This window comes from Furfurilactobacillus siliginis (assembly GCF_001437435.1).
Classification (GTDB): Bacteria; Bacillota; Bacilli; order Lactobacillales; family Lactobacillaceae; genus Furfurilactobacillus; species Furfurilactobacillus siliginis.
Genome location: NZ_JQCB01000001.1, coordinates 20412 through 37083, shown reverse-complemented (window position 1 = coordinate 37083; position 16672 = coordinate 20412). Strand labels below are relative to the sequence as shown.

At 44.1% G+C, this 16672-nt stretch carries 13 protein-coding genes; 6 read left to right on the top strand and 7 right to left on the bottom strand.

Going from position 1 to position 16672, the window contains the following annotated elements; translation table 11 throughout:
- Nucleotides 1-92: 92 nt before the first annotated feature.
- The 6 genes from IV55_RS00155 to IV55_RS00130 all read right to left on the bottom strand — a co-directional run bounded on the left by IV55_RS00155 (nucleotide 93) and on the right by IV55_RS00130 (nucleotide 7410).
- Complete coding sequence (locus tag IV55_RS00155) at nucleotides 93-542, bottom strand: hypothetical protein (RefSeq protein WP_057808384.1); 450 nt, start codon at nucleotides 540-542, stop codon at nucleotides 93-95.
- The gene (locus IV55_RS00150) at nucleotides 539-1003 is read right to left on the bottom strand and encodes a LytTR family DNA-binding domain-containing protein (protein ID WP_057808383.1); all 465 of its coding nucleotides are present in this window, start codon (nucleotides 1001-1003) and stop codon (nucleotides 539-541) included. The genes IV55_RS00155 and IV55_RS00150 overlap by 4 nt, the downstream gene beginning before the upstream one ends.
- A gap of 249 nt (nucleotides 1004-1252) precedes the next feature.
- Nucleotides 1253-3172: an ABC transporter ATP-binding protein/permease gene (locus IV55_RS00145; protein ID WP_057808382.1), complete on the bottom strand. Its 1920-nt coding sequence runs from the start codon at nucleotides 3170-3172 to the stop codon at nucleotides 1253-1255.
- Nucleotides 3173-3274: 102 nt separating this feature from the next.
- Nucleotides 3275-4678, bottom strand: coding sequence for an MFS transporter (locus IV55_RS00140; RefSeq protein WP_057808381.1), 1404 nt, complete (start codon nucleotides 4676-4678; stop codon nucleotides 3275-3277).
- 221 nt (nucleotides 4679-4899) lie between these two features.
- Entirely contained in the window at nucleotides 4900-6342 is a 1443-nt protein-coding gene (rlmD, locus tag IV55_RS00135; RefSeq protein WP_057808380.1) for a 23S rRNA (uracil(1939)-C(5))-methyltransferase RlmD, read from the bottom strand.
- 156 nt (nucleotides 6343-6498) lie between these two features.
- On the bottom strand, nucleotides 6499-7410 hold the full coding sequence (locus IV55_RS00130; protein ID WP_057808379.1) for a DUF4097 family beta strand repeat-containing protein: 912 nt from the start codon (nucleotides 7408-7410) through the stop codon (nucleotides 6499-6501).
- 260 nt (nucleotides 7411-7670) lie between these two features.
- Here IV55_RS00130 and IV55_RS00125 point away from each other — a divergent pair, with 260 nt between their 5' ends.
- The 5 genes from IV55_RS00125 (at nucleotide 7671) to IV55_RS00105 (ending at nucleotide 13687) form a co-directional block, all read left to right on the top strand.
- A complete protein-coding gene (locus tag IV55_RS00125; protein WP_057808378.1) occupies nucleotides 7671-9596 on the top strand; it encodes an ABC transporter ATP-binding protein/permease in 1926 nt (641 codons plus the stop codon).
- Between the two features lie 250 nt (nucleotides 9597-9846).
- Complete coding sequence (locus tag IV55_RS00120) at nucleotides 9847-10872, top strand: lipoate--protein ligase (protein ID WP_057808377.1); 1026 nt, start codon at nucleotides 9847-9849, stop codon at nucleotides 10870-10872.
- Between the two features lie 293 nt (nucleotides 10873-11165).
- Complete coding sequence (locus IV55_RS00115) at nucleotides 11166-11906, top strand: ABC transporter ATP-binding protein (RefSeq protein WP_057808376.1); 741 nt, start codon at nucleotides 11166-11168, stop codon at nucleotides 11904-11906.
- Complete coding sequence (locus IV55_RS00110) at nucleotides 11884-13023, top strand: ABC transporter permease (RefSeq protein ID WP_057808375.1); 1140 nt, start codon at nucleotides 11884-11886, stop codon at nucleotides 13021-13023. The genes IV55_RS00115 and IV55_RS00110 overlap by 23 nt, the downstream gene beginning before the upstream one ends.
- A gap of 10 nt (nucleotides 13024-13033) precedes the next feature.
- Complete coding sequence (locus IV55_RS00105) at nucleotides 13034-13687, top strand: TetR/AcrR family transcriptional regulator (protein WP_057808374.1); 654 nt, start codon at nucleotides 13034-13036, stop codon at nucleotides 13685-13687.
- Between the two features lie 6 nt (nucleotides 13688-13693).
- On the opposite strand, the gene IV55_RS00100 is transcribed toward IV55_RS00105, so the two are convergent.
- Entirely contained in the window at nucleotides 13694-14596 is a 903-nt protein-coding gene (locus tag IV55_RS00100) for a LysR family transcriptional regulator (protein WP_057808373.1), read from the bottom strand.
- A gap of 663 nt (nucleotides 14597-15259) precedes the next feature.
- Between IV55_RS00100 and IV55_RS00095 the strand changes: the two genes are divergently transcribed.
- Nucleotides 15260-16522, top strand: coding sequence for a NupC/NupG family nucleoside CNT transporter (locus IV55_RS00095; RefSeq protein WP_057808372.1), 1263 nt, complete (start codon nucleotides 15260-15262; stop codon nucleotides 16520-16522).
- Nucleotides 16523-16672: the final 150 nt, after the last annotated feature.

Here is a 16672-nt window from a genome sequence, read left to right as displayed (position 1 = left end):
CTACCGGATTGAAGACCAATCCGTACGGCCGTTCTAGGTCTTGCTCGCTACTTCCCGCCTTTTGTCCCACTCTTTGAGAGCTGCAGTAATGTTTAATTATCCTTCTCATCTAACAGGCGTTGTCGCTCATGGTTGCGTTGGTTCAAATCAGCTAGTAGTCGTTGCTGACGACGTCGATACCATTGGGCTGCTAACGCATAAAGAAAAATGCTACCAACAAATACGATGTAAATGACTAATGTGTTGCGCCAGCTGTTTAGGAATAAATGAATACTTAAGTGGGTGCGGTAGCTCAGTAAACCTGCGACAAAAGAAACAGTGGCGGTCCAGACATAATGCAGTGCAAACACAGCATATGGTGGCAAACGGTCCCAACTGTTTAAAACTAAGAAGCCAACGCTAATAAGCGCCCCAGAGATTAGGGTGATCAATAATGGTTGAAAGGCATGTAACTCATTTCTAAACATTGCGACCAAGCAAATAGCTAGCGCTGACCACTGCATTCCGTGTAGTGCATACTTTAATACTTCACGAATTTTCATCGCAAGTCACCTTCTAACGTTGTTTTTAGGTTCTTTAAATAGCGGCGAGAGATGCTGAATTGTTGTTCGTTTTTCATTTGTGCCATCATGAGGCCATTAACGGTTGAAGTTAGTTCACCCAGATAATCGAGGTTGATTGCCACTGACTTACTGATTTGCACAAACCGATCGTCCAAGTTTTCTAATACTTGGTAAAAGCGGATGCGCTCCTCCAAAATAGACTGTGTTGTGACAATGGTGACTAGATCGCGATGTACCTCTGTCGAAATGATGGCTTGAAGTGGCACACGAACTTGGCGTTTACGTTGGCGATCCGTAACGAGCAACGTTTTTTGATCAGCTGAAAAGTCATGTAAATAAGTGGTCAGTTGTTGCGTCAAAGGACCTTCTTGTTGCGCGTAAATAGCGACTTCTACACTGTCAGGTGGCAGTGATGGTGATTCATGAATGGTGATTTTCATAAATAAAAACTCCCCATTTGTAATTGATTGCTGTTGTTAGTATACACAACTGAAACGACTGATATTTAATGAGAAAGAGTACGACTTACTTTTTGAACCGCGGTTTCATTGTTTAGGTTCATAAAGCAACAGTGGGTCTGTGGACAAATTAATTATGTCCGCAGACCCACTGTTTTATAAGCTTCAATAGCAGAAACGTGCACCAAAAGTTAGCTGTGCAGACTTTTGACCCGCATTTGTGACTCGTTATTAATCGGCGGATAGCGCTTCAATTGGGTTTAACTTTGAGGCGCGTCTGGAAGGAGACCAAGCTGCCAGCAGACTGATCAAAGTCCCAGTGATAATACCGCCAATGGCAGCACCTGGCGTAATCCCAATAATCGCAAAGTGGGTAATGCTATTGATACCATTGTTGACTAACAACTGGATTAAGTAGGCTAATAGGACACCAAGTGTGGATGAGAAGATGCCTAGCAAGAAGGCCTCAGACACAAACATGTTACGAATGTCACGGCGTCTTGCACCAATTGCTCGTAGGATACCGATTTCGCGAGTTCGTTCTGATACTGAAATGTACAGCACCACGATGATCATGATTGCTGACACAAGTAATGAAATACCTGCGATACCAGTTAGTACGTAGAATGCTAATGAAATGTACGTGTTAACGGCGTTTAGAACCTGACTCGCACCTGTGACCCGGAAACGGTTGACTTGTTTTCCATTCTTGGTCATTTTTATGGTGTTGATTTTCTGTTCAACGGCTTTAACATTTTGGCTCTTGTTAATCGTTACAGCGGCAAAGTTCGGTTTCAAGGTGAGGTCATGCGCCTTGTAGATATCTTTAAGGGTGGTATAGCTCACGGCATCTGTTCCTGAATTGATAATCCCTGAAACGGTCAGTGATTGTGACAGTTGGATGGGTTGCTTTTGAGCATTCATGGCCGTCAGATACACGGTAACATGCTTACCAACGAGGGATTGCCAGTGCTTAGAAAGTTGCTTTGCAGTTGCTTGGGACAAGAGGACTTCATTAGTGCCAGGCTTATGTCCGTGCTTCAACGTACTTGATAGTTCATTTTTGTTGTACGTTTGGAAAATTTGAACGTTAACGCCTTTTTCACCATTGTTGATGCGCACACCTTGACCCAGAAAGGCTGGTGTCGCTTGGGTGACATTTTCAACTTTTTTAAGCTGGTTAAAGTCATCTTTGGAAAGTTCTGGCGTGCTATCAGTCTTACGGCCAGTCACCTGAATGGTGGTGGGATTAATGTTTTTACTGATTTCATGGTTCATGTAGTTTTGAATACCACGACCCAAGCCCAGCATTAAGACAACGGAGAAGATACCAATGGCACTCCCAAAGGTAATCAGCAGGTTTCGACCAAGGTTATAGCGTAAATGATTCCAAGCCATTTTAAAGGAATCGGCGAAGGACAGTTTTGACACGGAAAATTTCCGCTCAGCGATTTTTGCCGTCGTTTTAGAGACGTTAACTGTATCAGCATCGATTTTTCCGTCGACTAAATGAACGGTACGAGTGCCATAGTCAGCTACCGTTTGCGAATGGGTGACCACAATCAGTAGCTTGCCTTCATCGGCAATTTCTGTCAAAAGTGCCAGTACTTCTTGTGTGTTTTGGCGATCAAGCGCGCCGGTTGGTTCATCAGCAATGATGATGTCTGGGTCATTTGCTAATGCCCGTGCTATCGCTACCCGTTGCTTTTGTCCACCGGAGAGTTGGCGTGGATATTTATGCATGTGTTCTTGTAACCCGACTTTAGTGAGTAGGGCCTTAGCGCGTGCAAGCTGCTCAGCATGGCTTAAAGAACTCATTTCCAGCGGTACCATGACATTTTGCAGGTTGGTCAGGTGGCTGACAAGGTTGAAGTTCTGGAAAATGAAGCCAACTGTTTGACTGCGGTAGGCGTCAAACGCTTTCTCCGAACCCGCTCGCAATGGTTGATCACGTAGCAAAACGTCGCCTTCGTATTGGTAGTCTAAGCCACCGATAATATTCAGTAAGGTGGATTTACCACCACCGGATTCCCCTAGGATCGAGACAAATTCACCACGATCAAAAGTAAGGTTAATTCCTTTAAGGACGGGAAAGGTTTCTTTACCCATTTTATAAGCTTTATGAATGTTGCGTAATTCTAAAAAAGACATGTGTTGTGTTCCTCCAATCTGATGAAATTCAGTATAGGAAGGAACTTGACGAACACCCATAAAAATCCGATAAGTGGTTCATTTCTGTGCATAAGCGGTTTGCTAGACCGCTTTTTTACGTGACCATAATAGCCAACTCATTAATCCAATGGCAATGCCAATGAGTCCGAGCGCAAAGACATAACTGAAGTGCATGCCGAAAATAAACCAATCGGGATGTAGCTTAGGATAAGCCGTCATACGGTGGTGGGCTTTAATGCCGATGCCAAAGTATAGTAACGAGGTTGCTAGTGATAGACCGAATGTCATGCCTAAGTTGCGACTGAGCGCAGCAATGGCGCCAGCGATTCCTTGAAACTCTTTGCCGGCATTACCCATAATCATTGGATTGTTTTGGAAGGCGCCATTTGCAACACCAAACATTGCTAAACCAAAGACGAGCCAGATGAGTGACCAGCTTGGTTGAATGAAGATAAAGATCAATTCTGGAATAAAGAAAATAAATAGTGCGTAAAAGGAAATCCGTTCAGCGCCAATGTGATCGGAGATAATACCGCCAATCGGTGCGCTAAAAATATTTAATAATGGAACGGCCATCAAAATAATGCCAGCAATACCCGCCGATAACGCGAGCGTTTCCTGTAAGTAAAAGGGCATGATTACGTTATTAAAGAAACCGACCATGTAGACTAACATCGCGGAAATAATTCCAAGTGAGAAGCCGCGATTGTTAAAGATTCGTAATTGAATCAGTGGTTCGGCTACGTGCTGTTCAATCCAAATAAATAAGCCAAGGAGGACAGCGGCTAAAGTAAGTAAACTAATAACACCAAGATGGTTAAAGCCGGCCGCTTGTCCCCAGTAAATCGCGATGAAGAAAGCGGGAATCAGCGTGGCAAAGGTTGCGTAACCACGCCAATCGACCTGAACATTCTTAAATGTCACTGGTTCATGCTTGAAAATGTGATGTCCAAATAAAAAGGCAATGACGCCAATTGGTAAGTTTACAAAGAATATCCAATGCCAGTTAGCCAAGCCCAAAATGAGGCCCCCAAGACCTGGACCAGCAATGTTGCCGACTTGCACAAAGGAACTATTGATGCCTAACGCACGACCGTGTTGGGACGTCGGGAAAATTTCGGTAATGATACCAAAGTTGGTTGCCATGACCATTGACGATCCTAACGCCTGTACCCCTCGAGCGATTAGCAATATAGCTAGGCTATTACTCAAGCCACATAGCAATGATCCGGCCAGAAAAACTAAGGTTCCTGTTTGGAAAATGGGAATCCGCCCAATTTGATCTGACAAACGACCAAAGAAAATGAGCAATGTACAGATCAGGACTAAATAAACTGAGACCACCCATTCCGCCTCATTCATTGGTACGCCTAGTTGCCGACTGATATGGGGGATGGCGATGTTAACGATGCTGGCATCGAGCGTCGACATGAAGGAGACAGAAGACGTTGCCGCTAGCAAAATCCACTGTGATTGTTTTTTCATATTAGAAGGACTCCTTAATTCGGAAAACAACAATGGGTCTGGAACATAATTAATTATGTCCACAGACCCATTGTTGTTTTCTAAGTTTCAATAGCGGAAACGTGCGCCAAAAGTCAAGTAGCTGTGCAGACTACGAATAACCTGTCGGATTGAAGACCAATCCGTACGGCTGTTCTAGGTCTTGATCGCTACTTCCCGACTTTTGTCTCACTCTCTTGTTTTTAACGGCGACTTAGCTTAACAACGGCTTCGACACGTGCTGTTTGTGGGAACATGTCGATGGATTGAATGTAATCCACCCGGTAGGCTTCGCCCAGTTCAACCAAGTCTTTAGCTAAGGTTGAAGGGTTACATGAAATGTAGACGAATTTTTCAGGACGAACCTGCAAAATCGTGTCGATCATGGTTTCATCTAAACCAGCTCGTGGCGGATCAACGACCAACGCATCTGGCCGCCAGCCATTAGCAACCCATTGTGGTAGCAAGCTTTCGGCTGTACCAGTAAAGTATTCTGCGTTATCGATATCATTTAAAGCGGCATTGCGATTTGCATCGTCGATGGCTTCAGGGATGGTATCCATTCCACGAACTTCACCAAGTTTATCAGCTAGGGTCAGCCCAATTGTACCAACACCAGAGTAGGCATCGACTAGCCGATTGGCACGTGTGAGTCCAAGCGCCTTAATGGCTTCTTGATAAAGTTTTGTGGTTTGCTTGGGATTTAATTGTAAAAAGGCGCGCGGTGATAGTTGGAACTTATGACCAAGCAGTTCTTCTGTAATGTAGTCTTGCCCAGTGAGCTTGACGGTTTCATCGCCCCAAACTAATGAAGTCTTACCAGGATTGACGTTTTGCATAACAGAGACAACTTGTGGCAAACGCTTTTTGATGAGTTCAAGCAATTGGCGCTTACGAGGTAGCTTTTTAGAATTGGTGACAAACGTGACTTGGACTTCACCGGTTGCTTCAGACGAACGTGTGACCAGGGTTTTAATGATTCCAGAGCCATGTTCCTCATCATAAATAGGAACTTCTAATTCACCAAGCATCTTAACTAGCTCACGAATAACAGTCAGGGTGGCTTCATTTTGGGTGCCGGCTTCAGGTAAATCGACCAAGTCGTGGGTGCCTTCCTTATACAGACCCGCAATGATCGTACCGTCTTCCAGTTGACGTACCTGGAATTGTGCCTTGTTGCGGTAATGATATGGGTTTTCCATGCCAATGGTTGGTTTTAAAGTGAAATGTTGCCAACCACGTGGTTTGTAGCGTTCCAATGATTGTTGAATCACATCACGTTTAAATTCCAATTGTTGTGGATAAGCCAGGTGTTCCAGTTCAAAACCACCGACTTCGCCTGCCTTAGCATCGTGTGGTTCAACCCGATGGGGACTAGCTTCACGAACCTGGCGTAAGGATGCATTTAAGAAATGGGCAGCGACATGTGTGACTTCGACGACGACCACTTCGTCTGGAAGTGCGCCAGGAACAAAGGTAATCTTGCGCTTGTAGTAACCGATACCTTCGCCATTAATGCCGAGGCGTTTGATGGTTAATGGAAAGCGCTGACCAACCTCGACTTGGACTTCTTCAACAGGTTCGCGGCGGTCGTTATGTGAAAAATTGCGATCACGATGTTCATTGTACGATGAAGATGATTTCATTAAGTGCTCCATTCATGATGACAAACTTAAAAATGTTTAGCCTCATCATAGCATGTTTCGGGGATGGACGCGGTTAGTTATACTGTTTGAAAAATGAGAAAAGCGTTTGGAACAAGATGAATTATGTTCCAAACGCTCTCTTGTTGAGTTTAAAAATTATCGTGGTTCCAGTGTTAATGAACCTACTACGGTCAGCATACTGATCATCAACTCAGATGGCTCGCCAACTGCCCCAGTTTGGTAGCTACGCTCGTTATTAGAAAAATGAGCATTGTCCGGTGTCTTTAATCGACCAATCGAAGTTTCAAGGTTGAAGCCATAGTCGAGTTCACGTGGTACTTGTAAGCGGACGGAACCGGCCGACGATTCGGCAGCTAAGTTCCCGTCGACTTCCGCAAAGCAAAGTTTGGCAGTACCGCTGGTGACTTCAAATTTACCATGCCCGTGTGCATCGTCTAAACGCAGTGAGCCGGCGGAACAACGAATGAAGTAATTTCCACGACTATTGAGTAGATGAACATTGCCACTCATGGCGTTAATGGTGTAGTCATCAGCGACCAAGCCTTTGCCCTTTAAGTTACCGGTGACAGAATCGATGGTGAGGCCAGTGGTACTTAAATCGTCCATTTCAATGTTGCCGCTAGTGGAAGTGATCGCCAGGCTACGTAGATCATGTAGACCATTTAACTTGATTGTGCCACTAACTGAACTGATTTCCAGACGTCCCTGATAGCTGGTGGGCACATCCACTTCGATTCTGATGTTTAAGTTATCTTGGGCGGGACGGTCGCCGGCAATAATAGAGAGACGGCTGCCAGTATGAGACACATGTGCATAGTAGCTGGCCTCGTCCACCAACATGTATTCGCGAACACTTAGTTCAGGACGCTCAGTTGCACGCACGACAATCGTTGCCGCTGAATAGTTGATTGCTAAATGGTCCACAGCACTCAGTGACTCTGAAAAGGCGTTGACTAAAGCTGGTTGTTTAGTGTTAACGCCGATTTCGATTGTAACTTTGTTTGTTTCGTTTGAACGATGAATGAAGAAGTTTCCTAAGCGTCCCATGTATTAGTGCACCACCATTTGATTAATTTAATCGTATCGTAGCATTGCTTTTTTTATGTGTGAATTACGCATGAAACAACTTAACCGGAAGTTAAAACAATTAGGCACTAAACCGTTTCTTTCCACAGGAAACAATTGTTAAGAAAAGATTACAAACTGGCATAAACATCGAAAATGGATTGTTTAATCGATATTGCTTTGGTAGGGTTGAGCCCTACTTCTAGAAGAGCAGAAATTAAAGTGATTGTGAGGACATCATTGTGAGCTTTCTTGAATTAAAAGATATTCACAAGTCGTACTACGTTAATAAAGAACCATTCCCAGTGTTGAAAGGGATCAGCTTGAAGTTCGAACGAGGCGAATTTGTTTCGATCTTAGGAGAATCTGGTGGTGGTAAGTCAACCTTGATGAACATCATCGGGGGCTTGGACCATGCTTATGAAGGTGACGTGTTATTGGAAGGAAAATCCATGCACGCTGCTAATGAAAAGGATTTGGATAGTTACCGTCGTCAAACGATTGGGTTTATTTTCCAAAGCTTCAACTTGATTAGCCATTTAACATTGTTGGATAACGTAATGGTCAGCCTGGAAATGACCAATATGACGCATGCTCAGCAAGTTAAGCGAGCGACTGATTTGCTGGAACAAGTTGGTTTAGGCGAGCACATTCATAAACATCCCAACCAGATTTCTGGTGGACAAAAGCAACGTGTTGCCATTGCCCGTGCGTTGGCTTCAGATCCAGACGTCATCATTGCCGACGAACCAACCGGTGCGCTAGATTCACAGAACACCAAAGAAATTTTGGAACTGATGGATGGCATTGCTGAAAGTGGCAAGCTGGTCATCTGTGTAACGCATAGTCAAGATGTTGCTAACCATGGGACACGAATCGTGCACATGGAAGATGGTCAGATTAATGAAGATCGTCAGTTGAAGGATCCATTTCCAATTGAAGGCCAACAATTATCTACACAAACAAAACACCTTAGTTTCCGGTCAACGTTGAAGATGAGCTTGCAACACATGCGTTATAACCTGAAACGTAACCTATTGATCATTTTTGGTGGATCCATTGGGATTTTCAGTGTTATCTTGATGCTTTCCTTAGGGAATGGGGTCAAGGGCTACATGAATGATCAAATCATGAGCCAAATCAACCCAACGACGATTCAAGTGGCCAAAAAAGTTGATGAACAGTCAGCATCTGCCAAAGCGGTCGAAGTCACTAAAGCAGACCGTGATCGAATCGACAAGATTGCTGGGACTCAAAGTGTGGTTCCTGGATACTACGTTGCCAATGGCGCGCAGATTCAAAACGGTGACAAGACCCAACGAATCATGCAATTTCAAACGTGGAATAAGACTGAAAAGGCAAGTGACATTACCAAGGGTCACAAACCAGGTAAAAATGAAATTCTGCTAACCAAGGATACAGCTAAGAAATTCGGCAAGAATTACAAGGCGATGGTTGGCAAAACGGTTAGTTTGAGTCTGACTGCAATGGGCGACGACAACAAACCGGTTGCACTGTCACGTGACTTAAAGGTTTCCGGTATCATCAAGTCAGGAACCGACACGGCGTCATATGAAACATTGGATAGCATGTACAAAGCGCAAAATGTTACGTTGCGGGCGAACTTTGCGGCTGTTTCAATGAAGGACGTTCAAACGACGAAGACTGTGCAAAACAAGATTAAAAAGCTGTCTGTCAACGGTAAGAAGGCCTTTATTATTACTGGTGCCGGCGCAATCTTGGATTCTTTGAACACGTACATCTCATTAGCCTTCTACGTTCTTGCAGGAATTGCTGCGATTTCATTGTTAGTTTCTGCAATCATGATCATTGTGGTGCTGTACATCAGTGTTTCGGAACGGACCAAAGAAATTGGTGTGCTTCGTGCCTTGGGTGTGCGCCGTCGCGATGTTCGGAACCTGTTTGTTTCTGAAGCGTTCTTCATTGGATTGTTCAGTGCTGTTCTGGGAATCATCCTGGGCTGGTTGATGCAATTATTGATTAACCATCTTGCTGCACCTGCAATTCACTTCAGTATCATTCAAATGACAAGTGGCTACGTCATCTTCGGATTGGTGGTCAGCATCTTGATCAGCTTGCTGGCTGCTTTAGCACCATCACATCAAGCTGCGAAACTTGATCCAATTGAATCATTAGCAGTTGAATAAAAGTAATTTCTGAGAATGGATCTGTGGACATAACTAATTATGTTCACAGATCCATTGTTGTTTTCTGAGTTTCAATGGCGGAAACGTGGGACAAAAGTTAAGCCGCTGGCAGACTACGAACGACCTCCCGACTTTTGTTCGACTCCCTGCTACTTGCTGACTCTCCAACGCGCTTTTATTTAGCACAAAATTAACTAGTTATACTTTGTTTAGACATAACGAAGTACAATAGGGTTCAAGAGGTGATAGCATGCGCTATTTAGCAAGTTCAAGCTTAGATATTCGTGAAAACCTAGCAATTGAAACCTATTTGATGGAACACGCCAATCTTGACGAACCAATTTTGTATTTCTATATCAATTCACCATGTATCATCGTGGGTCGGTATCAAAATGTGCTAGAGGAAATTAACCAACAGTATGTTAAGGATCACAAGATTATTTTGACGCGACGGACATCTGGTGGCGGTGCAGTTTATGATGATTTAGGTAACGTGAGCTTCAGCTTTATTACCAAAGACGATGGGGATGCGGTCGGTAATTTCAAACGCTTTACGGATCCTGTAATTACCGCATTACATGAAATGGGAGCAACTGGCGCAGCCATGACAGGCCGCAATGATTTAACGATCGATGGGAAAAAGTTCTCTGGAAATGCGATGCATGTTGAACATGGGCGGATGTTTTCACATGGGACATTGATGTACGATGTGGACCAATCTGTACTGACAAAGGCGCTCAACGTTCCGGCAGATAAGATTGCCTCGAAAGGAATTAAATCTGTCCGCAGCCGTGTAACCAACCTCAAGCCGCACTTTGATGCTGCCTATCAAAATTTGACCATCGAAGCATTTCGCGACACCTTGGCAAAGAAAATCCTCAACCTTGATGACTTAGCAGATGCACGTGTGTATGAGCTGGATGATGCCGCGCAAATTGGGATTCAAGCATTGTCGGATCGATATTTTAAGAACTGGAACTGGATTTATGGACAGTCACCTGCATTTAGCGTGACACGGCGACAACACTTTCCAGCAGGAACGGTCATGTTTTCCTTCGACGTTGATGAAGGCAAGTTAACCTCGATGCAAATATCCGGTGACTTCTTTGGTCAGGCTGATATTCAAGATGTCGAGCAGGCATTGATTGGGACTACCTACGAACAGACTGCTGTCACAAATGTGTTTAGTAAGCTTGATATACCGCGCTACTTTGGCAAAATTACGATAGCTGAATTAGTTTCCTTGTTGATGGAACAGGGAACGACGAGCAAGTAACTGTTCTGCTTGACGACTAGTGACACAAGCTTCAGTAACCACTAAATAAACTGAACACTAAAATGAAACTACCGATGAATTAGCCGACTTAACGAGTAAGCTGAATCATTGGTAGTTTTTTAAGTTACTAGGTTAGATGCAGTCAACGAGCGTAATTGTTTATTGAGGTAGTTACGATGCACACCCTCGCAGCAATTTCATCATAGAAAGTCTTAAGTTGACTTAAACTAAAAAGCAGTTACACTTTAGTGAGTAACTAGTTACTCACTTTATGAACCGACGGGGGTGCAAACATGGGCGATGTGATTAAGGTTAGCCATTTGCAGCAAGGTTATGGGAAAACGATTGTGCTTAAAGAAATTAATTTAACACTGCAAGCAGGCGATATTTTAGGCTTGATTGGTCCAAGTGGTGCCGGTAAGACAACGTTGATCAGTACGATTATGGGTATGCTACGTCCACAAAAAGGGACGGTCACAGTTTTAGACACAACGATGCCTAATCGTGAACTGCTTGGTCGAATCGGTTACATGGCGCAGACCGATGCTTTGTACGGTGATTTGACCGCCATGGAAAATTTACAGTTCTTTGGTCAAATGCAGGGCATGGCAAAAGCAAAGTTGGCAGAACGCATTCAGTATGCAGCAGGCATTGTAAACTTGCAGTCGGCGTTGGGAAAATATGTAAAGGCGTATTCTGGTGGGATGAAGCGGCGTCTATCATTAGCAATCGCACTATTAGCCGATCCAGAGATCTTGATTTTAGATGAACCAACCGTTGGGATCGACCCAGAGCTCCGACAACAAATTTGGCATGAGCTACATCGACTGGCAAAAAACGGGAAAACGATCTTACTGACCACACATGTGATGGAAGATGCTGAACAATCCAGTTATTTGATGATGATTCGTGAGGGTGAAGCCATTGCTCAAGGCACACCCGCTGCGTTAATCGAGCAATATCAAGTCACATCAGTAGAAGCCGCCTTTTTACAGGCAGGGAGGGATCAAGATGCGCATTCTCGCAATGATTAAACGAGTGTTTAGAGAAATGCTTCGCGATAAACGGACGTTGGCGTTGATGTTCATTGCGCCATTGTTCATTTTGTCGTTGGTGTACTTTTTGTTTCAGGGAAATGCAACGACAACGGCTAGCTTAGCGACACGTGGCGTTGATCGAACGTTGGTGACAGCTGTTAAAAATAAGCACATTGAGTTACACAGTGTTTCGGAAACGGCGTCGCCAACGAAGGTGATTCGGGAGCATAACTATGCCGGGATGATTACCCAAGATGGGCATCATCTAACTGTGACGTTAGCCAATACAGATCAGAGTAAAACCGCCATTATCAAACAAGGGCTGCAGGCTGCGCAGGTAAAATTGCAGATGCAAGCCGCCCACACGACAGTTCAAAAACAGGCGCTAGCTTTGAAACAGATGAGCGCAGCATTGCGCCAGGCAACTGGCGCGCCTGCACCAAAAGCGAGTCGACCAGTCCCACTGGCAACGTATCACACCCACTTTGACTATCTGTACGGGAGCGACGATTCAACGTTCTTTGATACTTTGTTACCAATCATGACTGGCTTTGTTGTGTTCTTCTTTGTTTTTTTGATTTCAGGAATTGCACTTTTACGCGAACGGACGACCGGTACGTTGTATCGACTATTAGCGACGCCGGTTAAGCGTGGCGAAATTGTTGCTGGCTATTTGATTGGATATGGCACCTTCGCGTTTATTCAAACACTGTTGGTGGTCTTGTTTACTATTTACGTCTTCAAAGTACAAATTCTTGGTAGTGTCGGGTTGATTTTATTGATTAATGTTTTGCTGGCAGTGGTGGCGTTGACACTGGGGTTATTGATTTCGACCTTTGCGGCGAGTGAATTCCAAATGATTCAATTTATCCCGATTGTCGCGATTCCCCAGATTTTCTTTGCGGGGATTATTCCGATCAGTTCGCTCCCACATTGGTTACAGCCAGTTTCTTACATTATGCCACTCTATTATGGCGCGTCAGGGATGAGCGCAGTGGTGCAAAAAGGGGCAACTTTTGTCGATGTGCTACCGAATATGGGTGTTTTGTTATTGTTTGCAATTGTCTTCTTAGTGTTAAATTTAATCACGATGCGACGTTATCGGCAGGTATAGGAGTAATTTGATGGAAATAACCAATTTAGAAACGCTGTTTGAACGTGGTTTGCAAGCTTCGTCATTGAGTGACAAGCAACAGACCGTGCTCCGTGTGAGTTTAACGTTGTTTTCTGAGCAAGGGTTTGATCGTACGACGACTAGTCAAATCGCAGAAGAAGCAGGCGTTTCAGCTGGCACGGTGTTTAAACAATTTAAAACTAAAGAAGCTATCTTGGCTGCGTTACTGGATCCTTTTATCGAACAAGTGGTGCCGATGGCAGCAACTGAATTTGCTGATCAAATCACAACACATGAATTTGCAACGCCCCAAGCATTCTTCGAATACATTTTGCGTGATCGGATTATGTTCGCTTTGCAGAATCAAAAGCAAGCAAAGCTATTAATCCAAGAGATCGTTCATGATAGTCAGCTAATTAAAACGATTGCAGTGAAAGTGCAGGCGCTAATTGCTGGTAGCTTTGGTCAAAAATTACAGGAATTTAAAAACACGGGTCAGCTGGTTGAGTTACCAGTGACTCGTGTCATTCAGTTCTTTATTGGTACGTTAGGTAGCTACGTACTGCCACGGATTTTGATGGGAACAGTGACGCAACTTGATGTCGATCAGGTGAGCCAAGAAGCAGCACAGTTCTTATTACATGGACTGACGCCTAATGCCTAGTGGGGGTCACTGCCATAGTAGTTGTTTGCCGTACTGCTTGGACAGATTTTGCCGGATGACGGATAGCATACGGGTCGTCGTCGGCGCAGTGGCCAGTGAATTATTTGCTACCACACATAATGTTCGGTAGTGTGGTTCGTCAAACGGATAAATATTGACGTTACCAGTGATTCGTTTCAATGCTAAGTTCGGTAGCACACCAAAGCCTAGGCCAGCTTCCACCATTGAAATGATTGAAGCATCATCAATAGAGTAATACAAAGAATTTGGTGTCACGTCGTAGCGATCCAATGTTAATTTGGTATCGCGATCATAATCCGATTGTTGCAAAATAAATGTGTGATTGGCCACGTCAGCGTTAGTGATGACGTGGCCATTTTTAGGGGTGAAATCGCGCGGAGTGATGCAGAAAACTTCATCTTTAATGAGGGGATGAAGTTGCACGTTTTCCGTGATGGGCAATGCGGAAAAGCCGACATCCAGTGTGCCTAGCCGAACGCGCTCGGCAATATCATTGAAACTTCCCTGATATACAGAAACATTCACGTCTGGGTAGCTGGCGTGAAATTCACGAATGATTGCTGGTAGCCAGTTGAGCAGAACCGATGAGAAGGCACCGATGTTGATGTTTCCCTGCGTTAAGCCATTAATGTTCGCAGCTTCTTGGCGCAAACGTAGCTCGGAGTTTAGAATGTCTTGAATGATTGGATAGACCGATTGACCATCAATTGTCAGAGTTGCACCGGTTCGGCTGCGAATGAAAAGTGGAAAACCAAGCTGGTCTTCCAACTGACTGATGGAGTGACTGACTGCGCTCGGCGTGATACGTAACGCTTCGGCTGCCGCGAGAAAGGTGTGCTTTTCAACGACGGTTGCGAACACTAGATAAGGAAATGAAGAAGTGGCCATGAATTTGCCTCGTAGTTTTTGATTAGTCCGAGTGTATCAGGAAGCAGCACAAACAAAAAGCCCTGGGATTGAAATTTCCCAGGGCCTTTCTTAATTGCATCAGTCATTCGTCAAAACAACCTATCGGGTTAATCCTGACTTCATTGCGGCTGATGCCTTAAGCATTTTTCCATTAGACAAAAGACATCACCTCCTTTTTTGATGACTGAATCCTAACGCGATTTTTAAAGAACGTCAATAATAATGAACTTTAATGAAAACGGGCAGTGCGTAAGCGTTATCATGGATTTTAACGTAAAAATGGAAAATAATGTTATGTTCGTGATTAGCTAACGGTAAACGGTTTCACTAAAACTTAATTTACGGTTAACCGCTTCAAATACAAAAAAACGGAATGAAATGTGAAACAATGTTTACACTTTTGCCAAAGAACGGTACTATTGAATCGTCAGGTGAAGTAGGCAATTTTTCCATAGTGTGGTGCTAGCTATAAAGCCATTATTTTAAGAACGATTCGTTTGCCTACGGATCCACTGAAGGAGGGGTAGTGTTTTCGATGACTGCAACCAGGGTAATCCTGGTTGTAAAAGCAGAGCAGAGGCTTTGAATGGGAGCATTCATCGCAATGATAGATTCATATATATTAGAAAGAAGGATATATCGATGTACTTAGCGATTAACATCTTGGGTGTTATTGTCTTCTTGGCTGTTGGCTGGGCCTTATCTAAGAACCGGTCAAAGATCAAGTGGCGTTCAGTTGGAATTATGGTTGTTTTAAACCTTGTCATTGCTTGGTTATTAACGAGTTTCTCAGGTGGTCGTGCCGTTGTTAAGGGTGCTGCTGATGGGTTCAACTGGTTGGTCCAAGTTGCATACCAAGGGATTAACTTTGCTTTACCTAACTGGGTTGGAGCAACTGGTACACACCCTGCACCAGTTAACTTCATCACCAGCGCATTGCTACCAATCTTATTGATTGTTCCAATGTTTGATATCCTGACTTACATCGGGGTATTGCCATGGATCATCAAATGGATCGGTCGTGGACTGAGCTTTATCACTGGCCAACCAAAGTTCGAATCATTCTTCGCCGTTGAAATGATGTTCTTAGGTAACACAGAAGCCTTGGCCGTTTCTAAGTTACAATTGACCACCATGAAGGCAGAACGTGACGTAACCTTGGCCATGATGTCAATGAGTTGTGTGACTGCTTCTATCTTAGGTGCTTATACACAAATGGTTCCTGGTCAGTTCGTTCTGACTGCTGTGCCATTGAACTGTATCAACGCCTTGATCGTTACCAACATGTTGAACCCAGTTGAAGTTGCCCCAGAAGATGACACCATTGCTAAAATCGGTGGTGTTGCTGACGAAGCAACTGCTACAACTGCAGAAGATGCTGCTACACCTGCAAAGGCAAAGCGCGAACCATTCTTCTCATTCTTGGGTGACTCAATCCTTGGTGCCGGAACTTTGGTTCTAATCATCACTGCCAACGTTATCGCCTTCGTGGCCTTAGCTGGTTTGATTGATAAGTTACTTGGCTTGATCTGGAAGCCACTGTCATTGGAAAGCATCCTTGGTGTTATCATGTTCATCCCAGCTTGGTTATTGGGTTTGAACGTTCACACTGCATGGGACTTCTCTCAATTGATGGGTCTGAAGTTAGTTACGAACGAATTCGTTGTTATGGGTGAAGTGACTGGTAAGATTACTCACTTTGCACCTCACTACCAAGCCGTTCTGACTGTCTTCTTAACATCATTCGCTAACTTTGGGACTACTGGTATGATTATCGGTGCCTTCAAAGGAATGGTTGGTAAGGAAAAGAACGACGCTGTATCTAGCAACGTTGGCTACATGCTCTTATCTGGTATCTTAGTTTCTCTGCTTTCTGCTGGGATGGTTGGATTATTCATTTGGTAATCTAGCTAGACTAAAAATCGAAAATCTGCTTACTCATGAAAAAGGAATCGCCTGCGGGCGATTCCTTTTTTGATGTGTCTAATGTTTTAACTGTTTAAGGTCGAAGATTAAAGGGGTGGAGGTGGCTGTTGTGTGGTGATAACGAGCTCA